At 60.3% G+C, this 14,202-nt stretch carries 13 protein-coding genes and 1 pseudogene; 12 read left to right on the top strand and 2 right to left on the bottom strand.

Annotation, left to right across the window (positions count from 1 at the left end; translation table 11 throughout):
• The first annotated feature begins 213 nt into the window (after positions 1-213).
• From B5F98_RS11000 to B5F98_RS10990, 3 genes are read left to right on the top strand one after another with little or no spacing between them, the layout of a single operon-like run.
• The gene (locus tag B5F98_RS11000; RefSeq protein ID WP_087372584.1) at positions 214-717 is read left to right on the top strand and encodes a hypothetical protein; all 504 of its coding nucleotides are present in this window, start codon (positions 214-216) and stop codon (positions 715-717) included.
• A gap of 43 nt (positions 718-760) precedes the next feature.
• Positions 761-2,875 (top strand): penicillin-binding transpeptidase domain-containing protein, encoded by a 2,115-nt coding sequence (locus B5F98_RS10995; protein ID WP_087372581.1) that lies wholly within the window; start codon positions 761-763, stop codon positions 2,873-2,875.
• Positions 2,876-2,898: 23 nt separating this feature from the next.
• Complete coding sequence (locus B5F98_RS10990) at positions 2,899-4,269, top strand: MATE family efflux transporter (RefSeq protein ID WP_242961665.1); 1,371 nt, start codon at positions 2,899-2,901, stop codon at positions 4,267-4,269.
• A gap of 116 nt (positions 4,270-4,385) precedes the next feature.
• Here the strand turns inward: B5F98_RS10990 and B5F98_RS10985 are convergent, their stop codons facing one another.
• Positions 4,386-4,961, bottom strand: a complete 576-nt coding sequence (locus tag B5F98_RS10985; RefSeq protein ID WP_087372578.1) for a molybdenum cofactor guanylyltransferase — start codon at positions 4,959-4,961, stop codon at positions 4,386-4,388.
• 1,101 nt (positions 4,962-6,062) lie between these two features.
• On the opposite strand from B5F98_RS10985, the gene mnmA reads away from it, so the two are divergent.
• The 9 genes from mnmA to B5F98_RS10940 all read left to right on the top strand — a co-directional run bounded on the left by mnmA (position 6,063) and on the right by B5F98_RS10940 (position 12,863).
• Positions 6,063-7,085 (top strand): tRNA 2-thiouridine(34) synthase MnmA, encoded by a 1,023-nt coding sequence (gene mnmA / locus B5F98_RS10980; protein ID WP_087372575.1) that lies wholly within the window; start codon positions 6,063-6,065, stop codon positions 7,083-7,085.
• Positions 7,082-8,035, top strand: a complete 954-nt coding sequence (gene miaA / locus B5F98_RS10975) for a tRNA (adenosine(37)-N6)-dimethylallyltransferase MiaA (RefSeq protein ID WP_087372572.1) — start codon at positions 7,082-7,084, stop codon at positions 8,033-8,035. Before mnmA ends, miaA begins: the two co-directional genes overlap by 4 nt.
• A 56-nt stretch (positions 8,036-8,091) precedes the next feature.
• On the top strand, positions 8,092-8,334 hold the full coding sequence (gene hfq / locus B5F98_RS10970) for an RNA chaperone Hfq (RefSeq protein WP_204210579.1): 243 nt from the start codon (positions 8,092-8,094) through the stop codon (positions 8,332-8,334).
• Positions 8,335-8,589: 255 nt separating this feature from the next.
• Complete coding sequence (locus B5F98_RS10965) at positions 8,590-9,858, top strand: HlyD family efflux transporter periplasmic adaptor subunit (protein WP_087232970.1); 1,269 nt, start codon at positions 8,590-8,592, stop codon at positions 9,856-9,858.
• Complete coding sequence (locus B5F98_RS10960) at positions 9,855-10,565, top strand: YggS family pyridoxal phosphate-dependent enzyme (RefSeq protein WP_087372569.1); 711 nt, start codon at positions 9,855-9,857, stop codon at positions 10,563-10,565. Before B5F98_RS10965 ends, B5F98_RS10960 begins: the two co-directional genes overlap by 4 nt.
• A 27-nt stretch (positions 10,566-10,592) precedes the next feature.
• Entirely contained in the window at positions 10,593-11,039 is a 447-nt protein-coding gene (locus B5F98_RS10955; protein ID WP_087372566.1) for a cell division protein SepF, read from the top strand.
• A gap of 49 nt (positions 11,040-11,088) precedes the next feature.
• Positions 11,089-11,766 (top strand): DivIVA domain-containing protein, encoded by a 678-nt coding sequence (locus B5F98_RS10950; RefSeq protein WP_087232961.1) that lies wholly within the window; start codon positions 11,089-11,091, stop codon positions 11,764-11,766.
• A gap of 384 nt (positions 11,767-12,150) precedes the next feature.
• Complete coding sequence (locus B5F98_RS10945) at positions 12,151-12,357, top strand: hypothetical protein (protein ID WP_087372563.1); 207 nt, start codon at positions 12,151-12,153, stop codon at positions 12,355-12,357.
• The gene (locus tag B5F98_RS10940; protein WP_087372561.1) at positions 12,354-12,863 is read left to right on the top strand and encodes a hypothetical protein; all 510 of its coding nucleotides are present in this window, start codon (positions 12,354-12,356) and stop codon (positions 12,861-12,863) included. The genes B5F98_RS10945 and B5F98_RS10940 overlap by 4 nt, the downstream gene beginning before the upstream one ends.
• Positions 12,864-13,640: 777 nt before the next feature.
• On the opposite strand, the pseudogene B5F98_RS10935 reads toward B5F98_RS10940, so the two are convergent.
• A pseudogene (locus tag B5F98_RS10935) lies at positions 13,641-14,202 on the bottom strand (FIVAR domain-containing protein); the annotation flags it as partial.

Raw genomic sequence — 14,202 nt, 5'->3', positions numbered from 1 at the left:
AAATGAAGAATGAATAATTGTGGTGTGCCGCAAGCGGCACGGATTTAAATTGGAGTGGGGGCCTAGCAGCGTCCAGACGTAGGGGCAGATAGCATCCGCCCCTACGAGCTCTACCGAAAGCCCTTGCAGGTTTAGAAGGCCGCACAAGTGCTCGATATTTGCATTATTCATTATTCACTATTCATTCTTCGTTCCTGAAAGGAAGGTGCCGTTTTGACCCGCCGGGATTTCATCTTAAAATTGTTGGCCTACGGCATCACTTTGGTGCTGTGCGCCATATTCAACTACTTTGTGTTCCCCCTCACCCCGCTCCCTGTGCCCCTGCTGCTGCCGGTGTGCACCGTGGCGGCGGGCTGTCTGGAGGGGGGCCAGTTCGGGGCCGGCTTCGGGGTGGCCTCCGGGCTGCTGCTGGCCACCCTGGGCCACGGCGGCTGGGGCTATGTGGCCCTGCTGGCCTTTGTGGGCTGGGTGTCCGGCCTGCTGGGCCAGTACGTCCTGCGTCAGGACCTGTGGGGCCACGTGATCTGCTGCGTGGTGCTGCTGGTGGTGTGGGAGGCGGTGCAGCTGCTGGGCGTGGCCACCTCCACCTCCGCCCCCCTGGGGGTGCTGCTCTCCCTGGCAGCAGGGGAAGGGCTGTGCTCCCTGGTGTGTGCGTTCCCCATCTATGGCATGAACCGTTTCTGCTGCGTCCACTACGGTCGAATCTATCACGAATAAGATTTGACCAGGGCTTTTTGTCTCCGATACGGAAGGAATTATCATGAGTAGATTTATTGACTTTAACTCCAACAACAAAGACACCCACACCGAGGACGAAGGTCATCGGCTGCGGGTGCGCTCCACCCTTCTGATGGTCTTGTTCGGCTGTCTCCTCCTGGGCTTCTTCTCCATCCTGTACCAGTTGCAGGTGGTGGACGGGGCCCAGTGGCGGGCCAATGCCAACTACAACATCACCCAGACCGAGACGGTGGACGGGGTGCGTGGAGAGATTCTGGACCGCTACGGCCGGGTGCTGGTGTCCAACTCCCTGGGCTACTCCGTGGAACTGGACACCGCCTCCATGGGCGACCACGTCAACGAGGTGATCTCCCAGCTGCTGGAGCTGTGTGAGAAGGAGGGGGTGGAGTGGTCCGACACCCTGCCCATCTCCAAAGAGGCCCCCTGGACCTACACCAAGGGCGAGAACCTGTTTGCCTATCGGGCGGACAACGACGACGGCACCTTTGAGATTCTGCCCACCCAGCTGGGCAAGCTGGCGGAGAAAAATAAGTGGGTGAAACGTGCCGAAACCGCTCAAATTTCCGCCCAAGAGCTGATGGAGGCCATGGGTGAGACCTTCTCGGTGGAGACCGAGACCCTCACTCCCCAGGTGCGAGCGCTGCTGGGGGTGCTCTACGAGGTGGCCCTGCGCCAGGAGCAGATCACCTACAACACCTACACCTTCGCCACCGACGTGTCCATCTCCTTCATCACCCAGGTCAAAGAGCTGGGCCTGCCCGGGGTGTCCATTGTCACCTCCACCAACCGGGTATACAACACCAAGGCGGCGGCCCATGTGCTGGGCCGCATCGGCCTCATCAGCGCCGAGGAGTGGCCCACCTACCAGGCCCTGAACTACCCCATGAACGCCTATGTGGGCAAGGACGGGGTGGAATTGGCCTTTGAGTCCTACCTCCACGGCACCAGCGGCACCCGGCTGCTGGAGACCGACGAGAACGGGGCGGTGGTGAGCCAGCAGTGGCAGACCGAGCCCCAGCCGGGCAACCATGTGGTGCTCACCCTGGACAGCGAACTCCAGGCCCACACCGAGCAGCTGCTGGGGGACTTCGTGTCCGGGCTGTCCGACCCCGCCGGCGCCGCGGCGGTGATGGTGGACATGAGCGGCGGGGTGCTGGCCCTGGCCTCCTATCCCACCTACGACCTGTCCACCTACACGGAGGACTACAACGACCTGCTCACCGACCCCGCCAAGCCTCTGCTGAACCGAGCCACCCAGGGCGTGTACGCCCCCGGCTCCATCTTTAAGATGGTCACCGCCGTGGGGGGCCTCACCGAGGGGCTGATCACTCCGTCCAGCACCACCTACTGCTCCGGCATCTACACCTATTACCCGGACTATCGGCCCGTATGCTGGATTTACACCAACACCCGAGGGAACCACGGCAGCGAGACGGTGAGCGAAGCCATCAAGGACTCCTGTAACATCTTCTTCTACGACCTGGGCCGCCGCCTGGGCATTGACAAGCTGGTGGATTACGCCACCGCCTTCGGCCTGGGCCAGTACACCGGCATCGAGCTGCCCGAGTCCAAGGGCACTGTGGCCGGGCCGGAGACCGCCGAGAGGCTGGGGGACGTGTGGTACGCCGGTCAGACCCTGTCTGCCGCCATCGGCCAGAGCGACAACCAGTTCACCCCCATCCAGCTGGCCAACTACGTGGCCACCCTGGTCAACGGGGGCAACCGCTACGAGACCCACCTTTTGAAAGAGGTGAAGTCCAGCGATTACTCCCAAGTGGTGTATGAATATGAGCCCAAGCTGGCCTCCACCATCGACATTGACCCCGAGGACCTGGCAGCCGTGAAACAGGGCATGTACGACCTGTCCCAGACCGCCTCCATGGCCCGGTACTTTGACGACCTGCCCGTGTCCGTGGGCTGTAAGACCGGTACCGCCGAGGTGTCGGGCAGCGACGCCACCGCCACCTTCGTCTGCTTTGCCCCCTACGACGACCCCCAGGTGGCCCTGTGCCTGGTGGCGGAGAAGGGCTCCGCCGGCGGCAATCTGGCGGCTCTGGCGGCCTCCATGCTGGAGGAGTACTTCTCCAATGAGGACAACCTGAGCGTCACCGATCAGGAAAATACCTTGCTGCACTAAACTTTCCTCTGGAGGGACCTGTCTTGACCCCCGTACAAAACGACTTTTCCCAGGGCTCTGTGGCCCGGAACATTCTCTCCATCGCCGTGCCCATGACGGTGGCCCAGGTGGTGAATATTCTCTACTCCCTGGTGGACCGCATGTATATCGGCCACATCCCCGGGGTGGGCCACACCAGCCTCACCGGCATGGGCCTCACCCTGCCCCTCATCTCCATTGTGCTGGCCTTTGCCAACCTGGGCGGCATGGGGGGCAGCCCCCTGTGCTCCATCTACCGGGGCAAAGGGGAGGAGGGGCTGGCCAGCGCCGTCATGGGCAACACCCTGTCCCTGCTGCTGTTCTTTGGGTTTGCCATCCCTCTGGTGACCATTCCCTTTTTGGACCCCATTCTGATGGCCTTCGGGGCCAGCGACGCCACGTTGCCCTACGCCAAGGACTATAGTTTCATCTACCTGCTGGGCACCCCCTTTGTCATGGTGGGTCTGGGCATGAACCCCTTCATCAATTCCCAGGGCTTCGGCAACAAGGGAATGCTCACCGTCATGCTGGGGGCGGTGGTAAATCTGGTGCTGGACCCCATTCTCATCTACGGGCTGAACCTGGGGGTACGTGGGGCGGCCATCGCCACCATCATCGCCCAGGCCTGTTCGGCGGTGTGGGTGCTGAGCTTCCTCACCGGGAAGAAATCGCTGCTTCCCCTGCATCTGTGCCACCTGCGCCCCCGGTGGGACCACCTGCGGCGTATTATCACCCTGGGGCTGTCCGGCTTCTTCACCAGCATCACCAACTCCCTGGTGCAAATTGTGTGCAACAAGGTGCTGCACATCTACGGCGGCGACCTGTACGTGGGGGTCATGACCATCATCAACTCCCTGCGAGAGGTCACCTTCATGCTCATTCAGGGCTTCAGCAGCGGCGTCCAGCCGGTGCTGGGGTACAACTACGGGGCAGGGGAGAAGCGCCGGGTGTGCGCCTGCATCCGCTTCGCCGTGGGGGTGACGGTGGGATATGCGGCCCTCATTTGGCTGTTGAACATGACCATTCCCGGCCTGCTCATCCGCATCTTCAACAACAACCCGGACATGCTCCAGGCGGGTGTGCCTGCCCTGCGGGTGTACTTCTCCATGTTCGTGTTCATGGCCCTGATGATCTCCAGCCAGTCCATTTTTGTGGGGCTGGGCCAGGCCAAGAAGTCCATTTTCTTCTCCATCCTCCGCAAAGCGGTGATCAACGCCCCCCTCACCGTGCTTCTGGCCTTTTTGTGGGGGGTAAACGGCGTTTTTGTGGCGGAAGCGGTCTCTCAATTCGTCTGCGGTTTCCTGTGTTTCTTCACCATGTACCGCACCGTGTACCGTCCTCTCTCCCATGGTCACAATTTTGCAGGGGCGGTATAGGGACAATTTCCACAGCTTCCACAACTTCCACAAAGTTTTCCACAAGCTGTTCAAGTACAAGCCCCCCCTTCCCAAAGGGTTTGGGAAGGGGGGGCTTTGTCTCATTTTAGGGTGGTTCAGATCAGGTTTTCGGCCTCTTCCAAATCGGCGGGGGTGTCCACGCTGCGGAAGGGGGCGGTGTCCTCCAGAGGGATGTACACGGTGTTGGCCCAATTGAGCAGATTGCGGATGTCGTAATCGCCGTTGAGCATCATGGTCTCTGCAAAGGACATGCAACGCTTGCGGTACACGCCAAACAGGGGCTGAGGCACCCCGTCGATGGTGTACACACAGGCATCGGCATCGCCGATGGCATCCACCAGGGTGTCGGCCTGGGCCGGGGTGAGGAAGGGGAAGTTCACGCCCACCAGCAGCATCCAGCGGGTGGTACAGGCCCGCAGACCCGCATGGAGTCCGGCCAGAGGGCCCCGGTCAGGATAAATATCTGCCACGGCCAAAGTGCCAGCAGGGGCCAGAGCCTTCCGCTCCGGAGCGCCCACAGACAGCTGGACTCCTGCGCCGTAATGGTTCCAGGTCTCCACCGCCCGATCCAACAGGGTTTTGCCCCCCAGGGTCACCAGGGCTTTGTCCGTCCCCATCCGCTTGGAGGGGCCGCCTAACATAATCTGAACGGTGAGTTCATGTTTCTTCATTGGGATTTACCTCCCGTCGCCAGAGTAGTCACTAAGGACAGTATAGCACACACTGCCTCAATGTGCCACACCAAATTTATGAAATTTCACGAAGGGGGCCTTGCCTCTCCCTCTGGGAGAGGTGGCAGCCCGTCAGGGCTGGCGGAGAGGGTGTCCGTCTAACCGCCCTTGTTTCAGGCTTGCCAGCCTGGCGGGGACGCTTCCCGCTGGGGGTTTCTTTTGAGCGGGCAAAAGAAACCAAAACCCGCTTAGGGCGTTCCCCCCTAAGGACCTCCCTTGGGGTACCAGGCTGGAACTGCGTCAAGTCTCTATTCGGCCCGTTACCCTTGCTGTGGCCCCTGTTTGTGCCACCACACCAGGCCACCCTGGGCAGCTGGCCCTATCGCTGGTTGGTTTCCACGTCCGGGCCTACTCTGGGGATGCGGCGTTCCCGCCGCCGGATGCCGGCCTCTCGATAGCTGGGAACAGCGGCTCACCAGGGTAAGGCCCTGGCAGTAGAAGGACACATGAACAGAGAAGTGAGTGCAAACCATAGAACGGTAAGCCATCTATGTGCCCCCACCGGGCCCAGGGCTGAAAAGAGAAAGACGCAAGGACACCCAGTACCGCGGGGTGGATTCCACAAGGCGGGGGAAGGCCCCGCCTTTGGCGATTCTTTCCCCGATTTCTCATCGGGGAGAAATCGGGCCCAGCGGAGCGTCCCTGCCAGGCTGGCAAGCCGGAAACAGTCCTTTTAGAAGAACAACCCCTTGTCTCAGTCTGCTTCGCAGACAGCTCCCTCCCGGAGGGAGCCTTTTCAGTACGGCGTTCCCGTTGTCAGATGCTTTTTCTGCACCATCTTGCTACGCTGCGGTAGGGGAGGGGCTTGCCCCTCCCGAATCCCCCAAGGCAATGCCAGGGTAGCCACGGGCCGGGCAAGCCACGGCCCCTACCACAGTAACACAGGGAGTGCGGCGGAGTCCTATGGCTCCCTCCGGGCGGTGCAAAACCCGCCAGATTTTGCATCCCTTCCCCCCTATTTTTCATGCTTCATTTGGTTGAACCGTTCACAATTTTCTGGTATACTAAACGGTAAATCATTTCCACAGGAGGACGCAGCACATGGCAGACAAGAAGGTGGTTTTGGGGCTCTCCGGCGGGGTGGATTCCGCCGTAGCCGCCCAGCGGCTCTTGGGCCAGGGCTATGAGGTGCACGGGCTGTACCTGGACATCGGGCTGGGAGGCGAACAGTCCGCCCGGGACAACGCTGCCAAATTGGGCATTCCCCTCACCGTGCGCTCCATCCAGCAGGAGCTGGAGGAGCACGTGTGCGCCCCCTTTGCCGCCGACTACCTGTCCGGCCGCACCCCCATTCCCTGCGCGGTGTGCAACCGGGCGGTGAAGTTCCCCGCCCTCATCTCCTTTGCCCGGGAAATCGGGGCCAACTGGGTGGCCACCGGACACTATGCCCGCATCGGCACCGGGTGCGACGGCGGCCCCATCTTGCTGCGGGGCAATTCCGCCAACGACCAGTCCTACATGCTCTCCCGGCTCACCCGGGACATGCTCTCCCACGTTCTCTTCCCTCTGGGGGACGGCCCCAAGGAGCAGACCCGCCAGGAGGCGGAGGCCGGGCAGCTGCCCGCCGCCGACCGCCCCGACTCCATGGAGATCTGCTTCATCCCCGACGACGACTACGCCGCCTGGCTGGACGCCCGGGGCGGCACACCCCCGCCGGGGAACTTTGTGGACGCCAACGGCAACGTCCTGGGCACCCACAAGGGCTTCCACCACTACACCATCGGCCAGCGCCGGGGTCTGGGGGTCTCCTCCACCGGGCGGCTGTTTGTCACCGAAATCCGCCCCCACACCAATGAGGTGGTGCTCTCCCATGGGGAGGGGCTCCACGCCTTTATGGTGCACACCGACTCCCTGAACTGGCTGGGCGAACACCCCCTGTCCGCCCCCATAGAGGTGGAGGTGCGCCTGCGCCACTCCCGCCGTCAGGACCCCGCCACCATCCTTCCCCTGGGGGGCGGACGGGTGGACATCCACATGAAGCACCCCGCCCGGGCCCCCACGCCGGGCCAGCTGGCGGTGTTCTACCAGGGCGACCAAGTGCTGGGAAGCGGGTGGATCCGATGAACCACACGCCCGACTGTCTGGTCATCTGCGGCCCCACCGCCTCCGGCAAAACCGCCCTGGCGGTGGCTCTGGCCCAGATTTTGAACGGGGAAGTGGTGTCCGCCGACTCCATGCAGGTCTACCGTGGCATGGACATTGGCACCGCCAAGCCCACAGCGGAGGAGATGCAGGGAGTGCCCCACCACATGCTGGACGTGGCCGACCCCTGGGAGAACTTCTCCGTGGGCCGCTATGTCTCCCAGGCCATCCCCGTTATGGACGACATTCTCGCCCGAGGCAAGCTGCCCATTGTGGCAGGGGGCACCGGGCTGTACATCGACCACCTCATGGCCGGGCGGGAGTTCGCCCCCTTCGCCCCCGACACCGCCGGAGTGCGTCAGCAGCTCCAGCAGCAGGCCAGGGAGGAGGGGCTGGAGCCCCTGCGGGACAAGCTGGCCCAGGTGGACCCGGAGTCCGCCCAGCGGCTGCACCCCAACGACGAAAAGCGCATCATCCGAGCCTTAGAGGTGTATCTCACCACCGGAACAACCATCTCCCAGCACAACCGGGAGTCCCAGGCCATTCCGCCTCGCTATCATCCCCTGACCATTGGCCTGGATTTTCAGGAGCGCCCCCACCTGTGGCAGCGCATCGACCGCCGGGTGGATGTGATGATGGAGCAGGGGCTGGAGGAAGAGGTACGGCGGCTACTGGACGCCGGAATCCCTCCCACCTGCACCGCCATGCAGGCCATCGGCTACAAAGAGATCATCTCCGCCCTTCAGCAGGGCCGCCCGGTGGAGGAAGGGGCGGAGGAAGTGAAGCTGCGCTCCCGGCAGTACGCCAAGCGGCAGCTGACCTGGTTCCGCCGCAATCCCAACACCCACTGGATTCGCTGGGGAGAAAACCCCAATTTTTCCCAAGCCGTCGCGAGTTCGACAGAACTCGCCCACGCCCATGGCTTACAATAACAGCACTCTGGGACAGGCCACGCCTGGCCCAAAAAAGAAAAGGAGTGCTGATATATATGAGTTTTACCGCAGTCGCCGTGGGCAAACAGCCCAACGTCCAGGACACCGTCCTGTCCACCCTCCGCCGCACCGCCGCCCGGGTCACCGTCTTTTTGATCAACGGGTTCCAGCTCCGGGGGGTCATCACCGCCTTTGACCCCTATGTGGTGGTGCTGGTCAGTGACGGAAAACAGCAAATCATCTACAAACACGCCATTTCCACCATCACCCCGGAACGACCGGTGAATATGGAGGAATAATCCCCAACTCGGAAGGCGTGTTCCAACCCCACGGAACCGTGCCAATCCATCGGCACAGGTTTCCCAAACCGGGAAACGTGCCGTTCCATTGGCAAGAGTAGATTGTGAGATATTTTGTGTCAGAAAAAGGCGCAGCTTTGCAGAAATACTTTGTGTATTTCAAGAAGATGCAACGCATTTCTGGCGCAAAAGAGCCACAAGATACCGAAGCCAAGTGGAAGGGCAGGTTTCCCACATAAAAAAAGGAATGAGCCTATGAAAGAGAGTACATTGGTCAATAAAGTCATCATCGGCGTCATCTGCGCCGCGGTGATTCTGTATTTCGCCGTCTATCTGGCCCTGGGCTTCAAACCCGACCTGGTGACCACCACCGCCTATTCCTACTCGGTGGACATCGGCACCGAGGCCTCCGCCCTTCTGGTGCGGGACGAACAGGTAATCTCCACCACCGGACAGTATGTGGATATCCTACTGGACGAAGGGGAAAAGGTGTCCAAAGGCGGCCAAATTGCCCTGATTCACGCCAGTCAGGACTCGCTGGAGACCCGCCAAACCATCCAGTCCCTGGAGGCGGAGATTCAGCAGCTGGAGTACTCTCTGTCCACCGGCACCCAGGCCACCAACTCCTCCAAGCTGGACGAAGAGGTGATCTCTTCCATGGTGGCCATCCGTTCCCTGGCCGCCTCCGGTGACCTGTCCACTCTGGAGGACTCCGCCCTCCACCTGCGCACCATGGTGTTCCAGCGGGATTACAGCTACGGCAACACCGAGGCCGCCACCCAGATCAAACAACTGATTTCCGACAAGCAAAAGCAGTTGGACTCCCTCAACGCCTCCCTCAGCCAGGTGTCTCAGACCATCACCTCCCCCGCCTCCGGGTGTTTCTCCGGGGAAGTGGACGGCTTTGAGAGCCTCATCACCCCGTCCATGCTCTCCTCTTTGACCATGCAGCAGCTCAACGAGCTGCTCCACAAGGAGGTGGCGGACCCCCCGGCCGCCCTGGGCAAGGTGGTGACCAACAACACCTGGTATCTGGCCACCCTCATCGACCAGCCGTCGGTGGAGGGCCTGCTGGAGGGCAAGACCTACAAAATTTCTTTCTCGGACGACTACTACGGCATGATTTCCATGAATTTGGAGCGTTTGGTCATGGAAAACGACCAGACCATGGCCATTTTCTCCACCAACACCAACCTGTCTGACACCACTCTTCTGCGCCAGCAGACGGTGGACATCATCGCCCAGCAGGTGGAGGGCATCCGCATCCCCCGCCAGGCCCTGCGGGTGAACACCGAGACCGTCACCGACGACCAGGGCAACCAGAGCCAGGTCAACTCCTACGGCGTGTACACCGTGGTGGGCACCCAGGCCGAGTGGCAGGAGGTAAAGGTGGTCTACAGCGACGACGACTCCTTCTACCTGGTCCAGCCGGTGGATGAGACCGCCTCTTCCCGCCTCCGGGCCGGGGACGAGGTCATCCTCAACACCACCAACATCACCGACGGGATGGTGGTGCGCTCATGAGTATTTCCACAAATTTAGCCCACGTTGTGGAAGAAATCCGGGCCGCCGCCCTGGCCGCTGGCCGGGACCCGGCGGAGATCACCCTGGTGGCCGCCACCAAGACCCAATCCGACGACGTCATCCGGCAGGCCATTGCCGCCGGAGTGACGGTGTGCGGGGAGAACCGGGTGCAGGAGCTCACCGCCCACTGGGAAGCGGGGGCCTATGAGGGGGCACAGGTCCACTTCATCGGCCACTTGCAGACCAACAAGGTGAAATACCTCATGGGCAAGGTGGATTTGATCCACTCGGTGTCCTCCCAGAAGCTGCTGCTGGAAATTGACAAGCAGGCAGGGAAGGCCGGGCTGGTTCAGGACATTTTGCTGGAGGTCAATCTGGCCCAGGAGCCGTCCAAATCCGGCTTTTTTGTCCCCGATGTGCTGCCCGCCGCCCAGCTGTGTGGGCAGCTGGACCACGTGCGCCTGAGAGGCCTGATGTGCATTCCCCCCGCCGCAACCTTTCCTGAGGAAAATTTACCGTTTTTTCATAAATTGCAGGCTCTTGCTGTTGACATACAGGACAGAATGGGAGATAATAAAACAGATACCAAGATACTGTCCATGGGGATGAGCGGCGATTTCACCGCAGCCATTGCCGCCGGCGCCACTCATATCCGGGTGGGGACGGCGATTTTTGGCCCTCGTTCGCCCATTTCCAACCCATTTTGAACGATATATAGAAGGGAGTTCTCACCCATGAGCTTTTTGGATGAACTGAAGCGTCTGGCCCGTCCTTACGAGGATGAGGACGACGATGATTACGAGGAGGATTTTGCCCCTGTGAACCACAACGCACCCGCCAGCGAGACCACCCGCACCAGCGAGTCTGAGCGCCGCAACAACAAGGTGGTCAACATCCACACCACCACCCAGCTGCAGGTGGTGCTGGTCAAGCCCGAACGCTTTGAAAATGCCTCTGAAATCGCCGATCACCTGCGGGAGAAGCGCACCGTTGTGCTGAACCTGGAGCAGACCGACAAGACCGTGGCCCGCCGTCTCATCGACTTCCTCTCCGGCGTGACCTACGCCAACGAGGGCACCATCAAGAAGGTGTCCATGGCCACCTACATCATGACCCCCTACAACGTGGAGATCATGGGTGACCTGATTGATGAACTGGAGAACAACGGGCTGTATTTCTAAGCCCCGGTTTTGTTTGTTGTGAGAAATAGAAATAAAGGAGACTTGCACAATGATGACTCCGCAGGAGGTAGCCAGCCATGTCTTTGCCAAAGCGACCTTTGGCGGCTACAACATGACCATGGTGGATGAGTTCCTCGATCAGCTCACCGAGGACTACACCGCACTGTACAACGACAACACCATTTTGAAAAATAAGCTGAAGGTGCTCTCCGATTCCATCGAAGAGTACCGGGCCACCGACGTGGCCATGCGTAAGACCCTGCTGGCTGCCCAGCAGATGGCCGACTCCATGGTCAGCGACGCGGAGAAGAAGAAGACCCAGCTGGAGCAGGACGCCACCCAGGAGGCTCAGGCTCGCAAATCCAAGCTGGAGGCGGAGATCGCCGCAGAGGAGTTCCGGCTCCAGCAGGCCCAGAAGGCCACGGCGGACTACGTCATGAAGCTCCACGCCCTCCACCAGGAGGAGCTGGACTACCTGTCCCGTCTGGGCCAGATGGTCCCCCCCGAGATGGCTCAGGCCGCCATGGCCCAGTCCATTGTCCCGGAAGGGCCCACCACCCCCGTGGAGGACCTCACCTCTGAGGAGGAGGAAGTGGAGGAGCCCACCATTTCTCAGCCCCTCCAGCAATCCCAGCAGCCCAAGAACGACCCCGTGGACGATCTGTATCTGGATGCTACCCGCCGGTTTGACGACTTGCAGTTTGGCAAGGACTACCAGATCAAGTGAGTACATCAAATCCCCGTGAAACCTCAGGTTTCACGGGGATTTTTTGCCCTTTTTCACCATACTGCCGGGCAGACCGCCGTAGGGGAGGGGCTTGCCCCTCCCGCTTCTCCCCTGGCACTGCCCTGGTTTCGGGCCGGGCAAGCCCGGCCCCTACGCCCAGCACACTGGAAACTGCGTTGCCAGACTACCCTGGTGGAGAGGTGTTTCCACGGCTGAAAACTTGTGTGCCGAGATTCAGGTGATACCGCACTGAAAAATCTGAAAGGAATATTTATATGATAAAATATATATAATGTTTCTTGAAGTTTATATCAGGGCGTGATATGATTGAAACGAAAGGAAACCAAGAAGAAACATAGCATACAAAAGAAAGGAGGCACCAAAATGGCGTTGTTTGCAGTCCCTTGTCGGGAGGCGTTTCGCATGGATTCCAACATGGAGCAGAAGTTACACCAGCCCAACACCACTGTTCTGGATGCTCTCCAGAAGATTCGGCAAGCTGAACTTCACACAGCTAGTCCTTCCCGTCTGCAACAGCTGGACCGTCAGATTCAGGCTGTGAAAACCAGACGATCTAGCCGCAACCCATGATTTGTTCTCAGGCCACCCCAGAGGATCTGGACCAGATTTCCTTTCACTGCGGCCATGCCGGTATCAACGACTATTTTCGTGAGAAATTTCTGTGGGATGAGGATGCTGTACCATATTGTTTCTGGGCTGACTCGGACAAAACACAGCTTGTGGGAATTGCTGCCCTGTCATGCAGCGGCATTGTGATTCACTCCGGCTCCCACTTCAATCTCACACCCGCCATTGAAATTAAGATTTTTGCTCTGGATGAAACGTATCAACATCAGGTGTTTCCCAACTCCGGCGAAGATCAGGGGCATTGGAGCGACTACTGCCTGTACTATCTCATCCAGTTAATCTACACCATTGTGGAAACACAGTGTGGAGCAAACCACATTGTGTTATACTCGGTGCCCGAAGCCGTAACCTTCTATCAGCGTCATGGATTTGGCTCCTTTGTGGAGCTGATGGAAATGCCGTCCAATCGTTTTATTGAGGGCTGTATTCCTATGTATTTGAATTTGTAATTTCTATCCATCCCCGTGAAGCTTTGGTTTCACGGGGATATTTTTTTAATCACAGGGGGATTGTCCTTCTTTTTGAACCAGTTCAGGCTTGCCAGCCTGGTGGGGACGCTTCCCGCTGGGGGTTCCTTTTGCTCGGTCAAAAGGAACCAAAACCCGCTTAGGGCGTTCCCCCCTAAGGACCTCCCTGGGGTACGAGGCTGGACCTGCGTCAAGCCTACGGTCGGCCCAGGCCCTGGTGGGGTCACATGGATGGCCTGGCAAGTCTATGGGAAGCGCCCCCTTCTCTGTAAGATGGTGCCTCTCCTTCCAGGGCCTCACCCCGGAGAAGCGGCGTTCCCGCCGCCGATAGCTGGGAACAGCGGCTCACCCGGGTAAGGCCCCGGCGATAGAAGTACAAGTTTCCACAGAAGCAGGTGTATTCTGTGGAACTTCCATGCCATCCATGTGACCCCACCCGTCCAAGGGCCGAAAAGAGGAGCACGCAGGGACAGCCAGTACCGCGGGGTGGATTCCACAAGGCGGGGGAAGGCCCCGCCTTTGGCGATTCTTTCCCCGATTTCTCATCGGGGAGAAATCGGGCCCAGCGGAGCGTCCCCGGCGGGGGCGCTGGTTTGCGCCAAGGAAATCGGAGGAGTACAATCCTTCCATCATCCTAGCGGCTGACCGCTCCTGTGGCACAAGGGAGCCCTATAAACGGACAAAAAAGCCCAGAGGAAGCAGTTGCTTCCTCCGGGCTCTTGTCGCTTATCAGAGCTCTAATGTGTGCTCAGGCGTGGATTAGTGCTTGCTGCTGCGCTTGCGAGCAACCACAACCACAGCCAGCAGGCACACCACACAGACGACGACCACGATGACGGGAACCATCACGTTGTTGGTGTCGCCAGTCTGAGCGGGCTTCTCGCCCTCAGGCTTCTGAGTGGCGTCGGGCTTGTCGGTGCCCTCGGGCTTATCGGTGGCCTCGGGCTTGTCCGTGGCCTCAGGCTTGTCGCTGGGCTGGGTCTCACCCTCAGCGGTGAGGCCGTCCATGGCGGCGCTCAGAGCGGCCACAGCGTCGTCCACGACCTTCTGGTCGTCCTCGGACAGGTTGGCGTCAGCCATCACAGCCTGGGCGGCCTTGAGAGCGGTGCGGAAGGTGGCCACGGACTCAGCGGTGTAGCCGGTGAGGTCCATGCCCTTGGCCTTGCCGATGAGGTCTTCCAGGATGGACTTGTCCGCCTTGAAGCGCTGGGCCAGAATGGCGTTGAGCAGGTCACCAGCGGCCTTGTCCACGTCCTCCTGCATGGCGTCGCCGTCCTCAGCCACCTTCTTGGCGGCATCCAGAGCGTCCACCAGATCCTGC

Origin of the sequence: Pseudoflavonifractor sp. An44 (assembly GCF_002161675.1) — a bacterium.
Lineage (GTDB): Bacteria > Bacillota > Clostridia > Oscillospirales > Oscillospiraceae > Enterenecus > Enterenecus faecium.
This window is presented reverse-complemented; position numbering and strand designations above follow the sequence as displayed.

Coding starts and splice junctions, on each gene's coding strand:
- B5F98_RS10995 (WP_087372581.1), top strand. CDS start 761: ATGAGTAGATTTATTGACTTTAACTCCAACAACAAAGACACCCACACC.
- B5F98_RS10985 (WP_087372578.1), bottom strand. CDS start 4,961: ATGAAGAAACATGAACTCACCGTTCAGATTATGTTAGGCGGCCCCTCC.
- mnmA (WP_087372575.1), top strand. CDS start 6,063: ATGGCAGACAAGAAGGTGGTTTTGGGGCTCTCCGGCGGGGTGGATTCC.
- miaA (WP_087372572.1), top strand. CDS start 7,082: ATGAACCACACGCCCGACTGTCTGGTCATCTGCGGCCCCACCGCCTCC.
- hfq (WP_204210579.1), top strand. CDS start 8,092: ATGAGTTTTACCGCAGTCGCCGTGGGCAAACAGCCCAACGTCCAGGAC.
- B5F98_RS10965 (WP_087232970.1), top strand. CDS start 8,590: ATGAAAGAGAGTACATTGGTCAATAAAGTCATCATCGGCGTCATCTGC.
- B5F98_RS10960 (WP_087372569.1), top strand. CDS start 9,855: ATGAGTATTTCCACAAATTTAGCCCACGTTGTGGAAGAAATCCGGGCC.
- B5F98_RS10955 (WP_087372566.1), top strand. CDS start 10,593: ATGAGCTTTTTGGATGAACTGAAGCGTCTGGCCCGTCCTTACGAGGAT.
- B5F98_RS10950 (WP_087232961.1), top strand. CDS start 11,089: ATGATGACTCCGCAGGAGGTAGCCAGCCATGTCTTTGCCAAAGCGACC.
- B5F98_RS10945 (WP_087372563.1), top strand. CDS start 12,151: ATGGCGTTGTTTGCAGTCCCTTGTCGGGAGGCGTTTCGCATGGATTCC.
- B5F98_RS10940 (WP_087372561.1), top strand. CDS start 12,354: ATGATTTGTTCTCAGGCCACCCCAGAGGATCTGGACCAGATTTCCTTT.